The organism is Streptomyces sp. NPDC096040 (assembly GCF_040303265.1).
Lineage (GTDB): Bacteria > Actinomycetota > Actinomycetes > Streptomycetales > Streptomycetaceae > Streptomyces.
In genome coordinates this window covers 15,841-25,978 of sequence record NZ_JBEOTA010000060.1, presented here as the reverse complement: position 1 = coordinate 25,978, position 10,138 = coordinate 15,841, and the positions used below count along the sequence as shown (strand labels likewise).

At 72.8% G+C, this 10,138-nt stretch carries 10 protein-coding genes; 4 read left to right on the top strand and 6 right to left on the bottom strand.

Annotated elements, in window-relative coordinates:
• The first annotated feature begins 160 nt into the window (after positions 1-160).
• The 3 genes from ABTY98_RS40700 (at position 161) to ABTY98_RS40690 (ending at position 2,398) form a co-directional block, all read left to right on the top strand.
• A complete protein-coding gene (locus ABTY98_RS40700; protein ID WP_352226210.1) occupies positions 161-814 on the top strand; it encodes a TetR/AcrR family transcriptional regulator in 654 nt (217 codons plus the stop codon).
• Positions 815-824: 10 nt separating this feature from the next.
• Positions 825-1,154, top strand: coding sequence for a DUF8847 domain-containing protein (locus ABTY98_RS40695; RefSeq protein ID WP_352226209.1), 330 nt, complete (start codon positions 825-827; stop codon positions 1,152-1,154).
• A gap of 104 nt (positions 1,155-1,258) precedes the next feature.
• Complete coding sequence (locus tag ABTY98_RS40690) at positions 1,259-2,398, top strand: C40 family peptidase (RefSeq protein WP_352226208.1); 1,140 nt, start codon at positions 1,259-1,261, stop codon at positions 2,396-2,398.
• 14 nt (positions 2,399-2,412) lie between these two features.
• On the opposite strand, the gene ABTY98_RS40685 is transcribed toward ABTY98_RS40690, so the two are convergent.
• The 6 genes from ABTY98_RS40685 to ABTY98_RS40660 all read right to left on the bottom strand — a co-directional run bounded on the left by ABTY98_RS40685 (position 2,413) and on the right by ABTY98_RS40660 (position 9,010).
• A complete protein-coding gene (locus tag ABTY98_RS40685; RefSeq protein ID WP_352226207.1) occupies positions 2,413-3,351 on the bottom strand; it encodes an AurF N-oxygenase family protein in 939 nt (312 codons plus the stop codon).
• Between the two features lie 131 nt (positions 3,352-3,482).
• Positions 3,483-4,940 (bottom strand): penicillin-binding transpeptidase domain-containing protein, encoded by a 1,458-nt coding sequence (locus ABTY98_RS40680; protein WP_352226211.1) that lies wholly within the window; start codon positions 4,938-4,940, stop codon positions 3,483-3,485.
• 26 nt (positions 4,941-4,966) lie between these two features.
• The gene (locus ABTY98_RS40675) at positions 4,967-6,328 is read right to left on the bottom strand and encodes an FtsW/RodA/SpoVE family cell cycle protein (RefSeq protein ID WP_352226206.1); all 1,362 of its coding nucleotides are present in this window, start codon (positions 6,326-6,328) and stop codon (positions 4,967-4,969) included.
• Between the two features lie 165 nt (positions 6,329-6,493).
• Complete coding sequence (locus tag ABTY98_RS40670) at positions 6,494-7,723, bottom strand: ATP-binding protein (protein ID WP_352226205.1); 1,230 nt, start codon at positions 7,721-7,723, stop codon at positions 6,494-6,496.
• Positions 7,720-8,466: a hypothetical protein gene (locus tag ABTY98_RS40665; protein WP_352226204.1), complete on the bottom strand. Its 747-nt coding sequence runs from the start codon at positions 8,464-8,466 to the stop codon at positions 7,720-7,722. Before ABTY98_RS40665 ends, ABTY98_RS40670 begins: the two co-directional genes overlap by 4 nt.
• A 112-nt stretch (positions 8,467-8,578) precedes the next feature.
• Positions 8,579-9,010 (bottom strand): protein-tyrosine phosphatase family protein, encoded by a 432-nt coding sequence (locus tag ABTY98_RS40660; protein ID WP_502994485.1) that lies wholly within the window; start codon positions 9,008-9,010, stop codon positions 8,579-8,581.
• A gap of 175 nt (positions 9,011-9,185) precedes the next feature.
• Here ABTY98_RS40660 and ABTY98_RS40655 point away from each other — a divergent pair, with 175 nt between their 5' ends.
• Complete coding sequence (locus ABTY98_RS40655) at positions 9,186-9,989, top strand: nuclease-related domain-containing protein (RefSeq protein WP_352226202.1); 804 nt, start codon at positions 9,186-9,188, stop codon at positions 9,987-9,989.
• Positions 9,990-10,138 lie beyond the last annotated feature (149 nt).

Below are 10,138 nucleotides of genomic sequence, written 5' to 3'. Positions count from 1 at the left end.
GCCGCCCCTCCGCCGGGCCCGGGGCCGCCGCCCCCCCCCCCCCGCCCGCCGCCCCCCCCCCCCCCGCGCCCCCCCCCCCCCCCCACGACCAGCCCTAACGGCGCCGCACCCGAACGACGGCCCATCGCGGCGCCCCCGGCGGAGCGCATACGCTGCACTCATGACCCCGCAGGCCGCCACCCCCGCCTACCGCAGGCTGTCCGTCGAGGAGCGGCGCAGCCAGCTCCTCGAAGCGGCCCTCTCCCTCTTCGCGCACCGCGCCCCCGAGGACGTCTCGCTCGACGACGTGGCGGAGGCGGCCGGGGTCTCCCGCCCCCTGGTGTACCGGTACTTCCCGGGCGGCAAGCAGCAGCTCTACGAGGCCGCGCTCAGGTCGGCCGCCGAGGAGCTGGAGCACTGCTTCGACGAACCCCGCGAGGGCCCTCTGCTGCCCCGCCTCTCCCGGGCCCTCGACCGCTACCTCGCCTTCGTCGACCAGCACGACGCCGGCTTCAGCGCCCTGCTCCAGGGCGGCAGCGTGGTGGAGACCTCTCGGACGACGGCGACCGTGGACGGCGTACGACGGGCTGCCGCGCAGCACATTCTCAGCCACCTCGACATCGCCGACCCCGGGCCCCGGCTGCGGATGACCGTCCGTATGTGGATCACCGCTGTCGAGGCGGCCTCTCTGATCTGGCTCGACGAGGACAAGCAGCCGCCCGTCGAGGAGCTGCGGGACTGGCTGGTGGACCAGTTCGTCGCCGTGCTGAGCGTGACCGCGCGCCGCGACCCGCAGACGGCCGCCCTCGTCGACGCCCTCGCGGCGGATGGCTGAAACTGGTGCCGTGAAGAGTCAGGACACCCCCTTCGAGGGCGGCCCCATGGACGGGCGTGTGCTCCCGGTGCTGCTCGGCATGACCGGCCACCCCCCGAAGACGTACCGCATCCCGGTCCCGGACCCGGACGGAGGCAGGCCCACCGTCCTGGTCTACCGCCGAGTCCCCCGCGGACACAGCAGGCGCCTGGGTCTGACCCAGGGCTGGAAGTACACGTACGACCCCACGGGCAAGGGTGCCGGCGCAGGCCCGAAGTGGCCGTGGTCGAAGCCGGACCCGGAACCGGCCCCCGCACCGGACACCACGTCGCCCCGCAAGCCGGATGACACCGAAGGGTGAGAGGCTTGCGCCGAATCGCCCACAATCGCTGGCGCGGACCGAACGTACATGTCTGATTATCACGATGCGGAATGGAGAGACCGTCCCGCATCGGAGGTGATGACGTGTCAGGAAGGTTTCTGCGCCTGGCCTGTACGGCCGCGGTGGCGGCCCAGGCCGTCCTCGCGCCTGGGCCCGCACTCGCCGCACCCGGCCCCGAGCGGCCGGTGGCCGAGCTGCTGACCGACCTTCAGGGGTTGTACCGGCAGGCCGAACAGGCCACCGAGACCTACAACGCGACCGAGGAGCAGCTGAAGCGGCAGCGCGCCGAGGTGGACCGGCTGGACGACGAGCTGGCCAGGGCCCGGCTCTCCCTGCACACCAGCAGGGCCGAGGCGGGCCGGCTGGCCAGGCAGCAGTACCAGAGCACCACCGGGATCTCCCCGTACGTACGACTACTGCTCGCCCGTGACCCGCAGCACGCGCTGGACGAGGGCCATGTCATCGGGCAGTTGGCGCGCGCCCGGGCCGAGACGGTGGGTCGACTCGCGGGCGACGAGAAGAAGCAGAAAGACCTGGCCCGCAAGGCCCGCAAGGCGCTGGACACCCGACTCTCCCTCGCCGAAAGGCAGAAGAAGCAGCGCGACGAGGTCCAGGACCGGCTGTCCGAGGTGGAGCGCATGCTGGCCTCCCTCACCCCCGCCCAGCTCACCGCCCTCGCCGACCTGGAGCAGAGCAACACGGCCGACGCGCAGCGGAAACTCACCACGTCCGGCGCCCTGAGCACCGCCACGCCGCCCCCGTCCCAGGAGGGCGACCGTGCGGTGCGCTACGCGGTACGGCAGCTGGGGAAGCCGTACCAGTGGGGCGCGCAGGGCCCGACGTCGTACGACTGCTCGGGCCTGACCTCACAGGCCTGGGACCACGCCGGCACCCCCATCCCGCGCACCAGCCAGGAGCAGTGGGCGGACCTCCCGCACGTCCCGCTGGACCAGCTGCGCCCCGGTGACCTGGTCGTCTACTTCCCCGAGGCCACCCATGTGGCCCTCTACCTGGGCGACGGCAAGGTGGTCCAGGCCCCTCGCCCCGGCGCGAAGATCAAGGTCTCCCCGATCGCGGCCAACCCCATCCTGGGCGCGGTGCGCCCGGACCCGAAGGCCCGCCCCCTGGGCCGCTACACACCCCCGACGATCCCGAAGTCGGCGACGCTGGGCCCGGACGAAGGCCTGGGAACCTCGGAGCTGACGGCTCCGACACCCACCTGAGGGGCGCGGGGAACTCAGGCCAGCAGCCCCGAGCTCTTCCACAACCGCCGCCCGGCCCCGCGCAGAACACCGATGTCGTCCAGGAAGTCCGTCAGCTTCCTCGCCCCGCTCTGCATGACCTCCCGCCGGTGCCCGCTCGCCCGCACCTGCGCCACGGCCTCCCGCCGGTCCAGCCCCACATTGGTGTAGACCTCGGGATTGACGAAGGCCACCGAGAACACCCGCGCGAACTCCCCGGAGGTGACCCGTGTGAACTCCTGCGACCACCGGGGCGCCGTCACCATCTGGCGGCGCAGCTCCTCGCGGGCGTAGCGGACGTGCCGGGCCTCCTCGACCACGTGGATCCGCGTGACCCCCCGGATCAGCGGCTGCACCCGCTCGTCGGGGAACGTCAGCCGCTGCATCCAGTCCAGGACCTCCTCGCCGAGCAGCGTCGCCGTGAAGGAACCGGGCGTCGTCGAGATCGTCTTGAACAGGCGGCCCAGGTTCAGGTGTGCCCGGCTCACCGGGTACCAGGGCGCGTCACCGCGGGCTATCAGGCGCGCGAACATCTTCGAGTGCCGGCACTCGTCCTCGATCTCGGTCAGCGCGTAGCGCACATGCGCGCTCGTCGCCGCCTTGTCGTAGATGTGCCGCACCAGCAGCTGCATCAGGATCAGCTCGAACCAGATGCCGAGGGAGGCCAGCGCCGCCGCCTCGTGCTGGGAGAGCAGGATCCGCTGTTCCTCGGACATCCGCTTCCACATCGGGGTGTCGTAGAGCGACACCAGCTCCGGCGGCCAGAACCACTTGCCCTCCTCGAAGGGCGCGTCCCAGTCCAGCTCCTTGTCCGGGTCGAAGGAGTGCTTCGCGGAGGAGACGAGCAGCCGTTCGGCCACCTGCTCGCGGTCCTTGAGCAGGCCGAGCGCGTCGCGCAGTCCGTCGACGGCGTCCGCTTCCGTCAGGGTCGTCATGGCTTCCTCACCTCGTTACCCGGGGTATGTCGTCGTCGGCTCTTATGAGACCGCTTGTCAGCAAGGTGGTCAATCCCCCGCGCACGACTTGTTGACCCCGCGTCTACCCCGGCACCTTCCACCCGGGCCGGTCAGAGTCCCAGCACCGCCCGCATCACCGCCCGGGCGATCGGCGCCGCGTCGCCGCCCCCGCTGATCTCGCCCCGGTCGGCCGCCGCGTCCTCGACCACCACGGCCACCGCGACCTTCGGCTCCAGGTCGGTGTCCGCCTGCGCCCAGGACACGAACCAGGCGTACGGCACCCCGGAGTTGCCGAGTCCGTGCTGCGCGGTGCCGGTCTTGCCGCCGACCGTGGCGCCGCGGATCGCCGCGTTGGAGCCGGTGCCCTCCTGGACCACGTCCGTCATGAGCTCCTTCATCCGGACGGCCGTCGAGGGGCTCATCACCTGCCGGACCGGCCCGGCACCGCCCGTGGTGACCGTCTCGCCGGTCCGCCGCACGGTCCGCTCCACCAGATACGGCGGCCGTGCCATCCCGCCGTTCGCCACCGCCGCCGCGACCATCGCCATCTGCAGCGGCGTGGCCCGGGTGTTGTACTGCCCGATCGACGACAGCGCCAGCTGTGCCTTGTCCACGCTCGTGTCGAAGGTGCTCGGCGCGGTGGCGAAGGGGATGCGCAGATGCCTGTCGTTGAAGCCGAACGCCTGGGCCGTCGCCGTCATGTCCGCGACTCCCACGTCCACGCCCAGCTTCGCGAAGACCGTGTTGCAGGACCACTCGAAGGCCTCCCGCAGCGAGGCGTCCTCGCAGCCGCCCCCCTCGTTGGTCAGCCGGGTCGTGGTGCCCGGCAGCCGGTAGGGGTCGGGGGAGTCGGTCGGCGTGTCCAGGTCGGTGACCACGCCCGCGTCCAGCGCGGCCGCCGCGGTGACCACCTTGAAGGTCGAACCCGGCGGATACGTCTGCCGTACCGCACGGTTGAGCATCGGCTTCTCCGGGTCGCCGTTGAGACGGGCCCAGGCCGAGGCTACCGCCTCGTCGTTGCCGGACAGTTCGGAGGGGTCGTACGACGGGGTGGAGACCAGGGCGAGGATCCGGCCGGTCGCCGGTTCGATCGCGGCCACCGCGCCCTTGCGCGCGCCCAGGCCCCGGAAGGCGGCCTCCTGGGCGTACCGGTCCAGGGTCGTGACGACGTTCCCGCCCGGGTTCGGCGACCGGCCGGTGTCGTTCCACAGCGGGAACGGCGACAGCATCGGGTCGGTGCCGGAGAGCAGCGCGTCCTCGGCGTGCTCCAGGAACGTGGTGCCGTACAACTGGGAGGCGAAGCCGGTGACCGGGGCGTACAACGGGCCCTGCGGGTAGGTGCGTTCGTAGCGCAACTGCTCCCTGCTGTCCCGGGAGCCGGTGACCGGCTCGCCGCCGACCAGGATGTCACCGCGCGGCAGGCCGTAACGTGCGATGGTGGCCCGGCGGTTGGCGGGGTTGTCGTCGTAGGCGTGGGCCCGGACCACCTGGACGCGGGCGGCGTTGACGAGCAGGGCGAAGAGCAGCAGGGCGCAGAAGGCGCGGGCCCGCCGGATGTACCTGGCCATGCCGGCACCCTGGCGGTCGTACCGGCTCATGGGGCCACCTGCCCGTCGTAGTGGCGGCGGGCCGAGTCGCTCACCCGGATCAGCAGCGCCACGATCGCCCAGTTGGTGACCACCGAGGAGCCGCCCTGGGCGAGGAACGGCATCGCCATGCCGGTCAGCGGGATCAGCCCGGTCACCCCGCCCGCGATGACGAAGACCTGGAGCGCGACGATCGAGGCGAGCCCGACCGCGAGCAGCCGGCCGAAGGGCTCGCGCAGGGCGAGGCCGGCCCGGTAGCCGCGCTCGACGAGCAGGCCGTAGAGGAGGAAGATCGCGGAGAGGCCGGTGAGGCCGAGCTCCTCGCCCGCGGTGGCCAGGACGAAGTCCGACTTGGTGGCGAAGCCGATCAGGATCGAGTGGCCGAGACCGAGTCCGGTGCCGAGGACCCCGCCGGCGGCGAACGCGAAGAGGGACTGGGCGAGTTGGTTCGGCCCCTGCCCGGCGTCGATCGAGGCGAAGGGGTGCAGCCAGTCCTCGATCCGGCCGTGGACATGCGGTTCCAGAGGGCCGACGGCCACCGCGCCGAGCACCGCGAGCAGCAGGCCCACCGCGATCCAGCCGGTGCGCCCGGTGGCGACGTAGAGCATCACGACGAAGAGACCGAAGAAGAGCAGGGACGTGCCCAGGTCTCGTTCGAGGATCAGGACGCCGACGCTCACCAGCCAGATGGTGAGGATCGGACCGAGCACCCGCCCGGTCGGGAACTGCATGAACCACAGCCGGCGGCCCGCGTAGGCGAGGGCGTTGCGGTTGGCGGCCAGGTAGGCGGCGAAGAACACCGCGAGCAGCACCTTCGCGAACTCGCTCGGCTGGATGGAGAATCCGGCGATCCGGATCCAGATCCGGGCGCCGTTGACGGCCGGGAAGAAGATCGGGAGCAGCAGCAGGACGAGCGCGGCGGTGACCCAGACGTAGGCGTAGCGCTGGAGGACGCGATGGTCGCGCAGCATCAGCACGACCAGGATGAACAGGCCGACGCCCAGGGTGGACCAGACGAGTTGGGCGGGGGCCGCCCGGTCGCCGGGGGTCTGCAGGTCCAGCCGGTAGATCAGGACCAGGCCGAGTCCGTTGAGCAGCACGCCGATCGGAAGCGGCAGCGGGTCGGCGTACGGCGCGCGGAAGCGTACGGCGAGATGGGCGACGAGCGCGAGGAAGCCGAGGCCGGCGCCGTAACCGGCGGCGCCCGGCGGGACGGTACCGGTCCGGGCCAGGCCGACCGCGCAGTAGCCGTACACGGAGAGCAGCACGGCCAGCACGATCAGGGCGAGTTCGATGCCACGGCGCCGGGGGAGAGGTACGGCGGAGGTGGGGGACTCGGGCGCCGCCAGGGTGGTTCCGGCCTTGGTCATGTCCGGAACTTACCCAAATAGTGGGAGGTGTGTGTGTTGTATGGGTGCCGTCAGCACCAGCGTGGCGTGCGGCCGGGGGTGTCGACGGAGCGGGCGGTTGCCCAGGCCCCGGTGTCGTCCGAGGTACCAGACGCGGTCACAAGGTACCCGCGGCCCCGCAGCCCCCTACGGCAGCGTCAACGTCGCCACAGCCCCACCGCCGATCGCGTTCGCGAACGACAGCCGCGCCCCCAGCACCTCCGCCTGCCCCGCCGCGATCGTCAGCCCCAGCCCATGGCCCTTGGTCCCGGCCTCCGTCCGGAACCGCTGGGGACCGTGTGCCAACAGGTACTCGGGAAACCCGCCCCCGTGATCCCGCACGGTGACCTCCTTCCCCTCCACCGTCAGCACCACCGGTGGCCGCCCGTGCCGGTGCGCGTTGGCGACCAGGTTCCCCAGCACCCGTTCCAGCCGCCGCCGGTCCGTCTCCACCCACACGTCTCGTACGACCTTCACCTCGGTCTCCGTCCCGGACGCCCGCACCACCCGCTCGGCCAGCGCGCCCAGCGCCTCCGCGTCGGTCTCCAGCCGCTCCCGGCCCATGTCGAGGCGGGAGATCTCCAGCAGGTCCTCGGTGAGCGTGCGCAGCGCGGCGACCCGGTCCCGCACCAGTTCCGTCGGCCGCCCCGGAGGCAGCAGTTCCGCCGCCGCGTGCAGCCCGGTCAGCGGTGTCCGCAGCTCGTGCGCCACGTCGGCGGTGAACCGCTGCTCGCTCAGCAGCTTGCTCTGCAGTGACGCGGCCATGCCGTCCAGCGCGGCGGCGACCGCGGCCACCTCGTCCTGCGGCCGGGTCGGATCCTTCGTCAAGGGGTCGTGCACCCGCGCGTCCAGGTCCCCGGCGCTGATCCGGCGGGCCACCTGCGCGGTGCCGTGCAGTCGCCGGGTCACCCGGGTCACCGCGAACGCGCCGACCAGCAGCGTCGCCCCGATGGCGAGGGCCGACGACCAGAGGATGGAGCCGTCGAGGCCGGCGATCGTACGGGCCTGCTGGGAATAGTCGACGGCCACCGCGAGCGCCCGGCCACGGTCGGCCGGGCCCGCCGCCCACATCGTGGGGCGACCGCCGTCCCTGGCGACCATCGTGCCGCGCTCCCCGGCCACCGCCAGCGCCCGCAGCCGCGGCGGCAGCCCCGCCGGGTCGATCGCGGAGCCCGGCAGCAGCGCGTCGCCCGACTCGTACGCGGTCGTCGCGTCCGCGAGCCGGGACAGCGCCTGGTCACGGGCCTGGGCGACGGTCTGGTCGGTGACCGACACATGCACGAGTACGCCGAGCAGGGCGGCCAGCGCACAGCACATCACCGTGATGAACGCGGCCGACTTCGCCGCGAGCGTCCCGGCCCAGCGGGGGAGCCTCATCGCGCGCTCGCGGAGGCGGACGCAGCGGGGGTGGCGGAGGCGGAGGGTGCCGGAGTGTGGGTGTGCCGTGCCTTCCCGGTGCGCAGGAACTCGTCCCGGGAGAACACCATCGCCTTCTGCTGCGGATCCCACGCCCAGGTCGTCCGGTACTCGTACCCGCTGATCCCGGCCGGCGACCGGACGATGACCGTCCGCCCGGCCAGCTCGACGCCGATGATCGCGTCGTTGTCCTCCAGCACCTGCACCAGTTTGTGCTGCTCGACGGTGTAGACGCGCAGCGCCGTCTGGTTGGTCGGATACAGCCGGAAGCCGAGCGTCAGCTCGTCCCGCCCGTCCCCGGTCAGATCCCGGTAGTACGCCTTCAGCAGCGGACACCGCGCCCCGCCGCCCCCGGCCGCGCACTCCTTCATCCGGTTCGCGGTCTCGTGGTAGGCGCCCTTGGCTCCGTAGTCCGCCGAGCCCGAGGCGATCTCCGCCCCTACGACGGCCACCGGGTCGACCCTGCGGAGGTCGTCGCCGGGAACCGTGACGCCCTTGACGGTCTGCGCGCTGCCCTCGTCGTAGGGCCAGGCCGGGCTGGACGCCGGCCGCAGGTCGGGCCAGAGCTTCACCGGGCTGACCGCGGTCGGGGTGGCCCCGGCCCCCTGCAGGCCGCCGGAGTCGCCACAGCCCGCCACCGCCGTCGCCAGCAGGGCGACGCCGGCCGCGGCGAGGGCGGTACGGACGGGACGACGGGTCGGCACGCTGCTCCTGGGCGGTTCGGGGGTTTGTGGGTCTCGGGGCCCCGTACACCTTATTCGCAGATTCGTAGGGAAGTCCTTTTTGCGCCTCAGGGTGGCCGGTGCAGGGGAGAGGCTACTCGGCGAGCTCCTCAAGCAGCCGGGCGGTGGACAGACCGGCGCGAAGATAGGCGACGAACAGCTCGTTGTGCAGCGCCCAGGGCGAGCGCCGGTCCCGCACCAGCCGGATCGCCTCCTCGGCCGTACGCCCCCGGTGCACCAGCGCCTGCGCGACCACCAGCCCCGACCGGTTGTACCCGCTGTGGCAGCGCACCAGCACCGACCGCCCGGAATCCAGGGCCTCGCTGGCCGCCCGGGCGAGCCGGATCACGCCCGCCAGCTGGGTACCGTCCAGTGGCCCGTCGGGAATCGGCCACACATGATGCTCGACCCCGGTGTCCGGCCCGTGCCCGGGCACCCGCAGCAGACTCTGCACCAGATCGAACTCGTCCCGTACGACGGCGGACTCCAGCCGCCCCGCACGCCCCCGGAACTCATGGCCGCCCATCCACAGCCCGGGCAGCACCTCGCTCCACGGTCTGTCCGCAGCCGGAACCTCGTACCGCTCCCCATGGATCCGCACCGGCGCCTCCCCGCTGCGCGCGCCAACCCCTGTCAAAGGTAGCGGGGTTCTTGCCCGCGGAGCACCCCGCCTGTTCCCATGGTCGAGGGGTGATGCCGCAATGAGCGGACTGCGCGTCGTGCCGACCTGGCGCCAGGGCCAGGAACGGCTGTACGTCTGCCTCACGGACGGACGGAACATCGCCTGGTACGACCGTGAGGCGGGCCGGGTGAACCTGCTCAGCGAGGAGCGCCGGGACGACGTACTCGAAACCCTGAGGCCGTTCCTGACCGGCCCCGTCACGGTCGGCCCGCCACCGGTGCCCACGCCTGCCGAACTGGCGCGGCTGACCCTGCACCCCGACGACGACCTCGCGCCCAACCGCCCCGGCGAGGCGCTGCTGATCGCCCTCGACCGGGACCCCGGCCCGGCCTACCGCCTCCGCCCGGACCCGCGCCGCCGCGCCCTGACCGCCGAGCAGACCGTCGGCGACGCCCTGGACCGCCTGGACGGCGCGGGCTGGCACGCCCTGCACTCCGTCCCGCTCCCCGGCGGCGACCGCCTCCACCATCTGCTGATCGGCCCCGGCGGCCTCTTCTGCGTGCACTCGCTGTACGCCCGCAGGCAGAAGGTCCTGGTCGCCGACCCGATGGTCACCCTGGGCCGCCGCGAGCCCCGGCCGCTGCTGCGCCGGCTGCGCGCGGACGCCGACCGGGCCTCGTACGCCCTCACGGCCGAGGTCCGTCCCGTCCTGGCCCTGACCGACCCGGCGGACATCACGCTGACAGCCCCGGCCCGCGAGGTCCGCATCCTCCGTGACCGGGACCTGGAGGGACTGGCCCGCCTGGGCGGAGTGCTCAAACCGGCGGACGTCGAGGCACTGCACGCGATGGCGCGGGACCGCAACACGTGGGGGAGGGTGTAACCACCCTCGGCCTGTCCGGCGCCGCTCGGCGACCCCCTACGGCAGCGGCGCCGCCCGCTCCGCGTCCAGCAGCGGCGCGAGCAGGTCCCCGTACTCCTCGACCCGCCCCGGGATGTCCCTGGCCCGGAACTCCAACTCCTCACGGCAGC

Coding starts and splice junctions, on each gene's coding strand:
- ABTY98_RS40700 (WP_352226210.1), top strand. CDS start 161: ATGACCCCGCAGGCCGCCACCCCCGCCTACCGCAGGCTGTCCGTCGAG.
- ABTY98_RS40685 (WP_352226207.1), bottom strand. CDS start 3,351: ATGACGACCCTGACGGAAGCGGACGCCGTCGACGGACTGCGCGACGCG.
- ABTY98_RS40680 (WP_352226211.1), bottom strand. CDS start 4,940: ATGGCCAGGTACATCCGGCGGGCCCGCGCCTTCTGCGCCCTGCTGCTC.
- ABTY98_RS40675 (WP_352226206.1), bottom strand. CDS start 6,328: ATGACCAAGGCCGGAACCACCCTGGCGGCGCCCGAGTCCCCCACCTCC.
- ABTY98_RS40670 (WP_352226205.1), bottom strand. CDS start 7,723: ATGAGGCTCCCCCGCTGGGCCGGGACGCTCGCGGCGAAGTCGGCCGCG.
- ABTY98_RS40660 (WP_502994485.1), bottom strand. CDS start 9,010: ATGGGCGGCCATGAGTTCCGGGGGCGTGCGGGGCGGCTGGAGTCCGCC.
- ABTY98_RS40655 (WP_352226202.1), top strand. CDS start 9,186: ATGAGCGGACTGCGCGTCGTGCCGACCTGGCGCCAGGGCCAGGAACGG.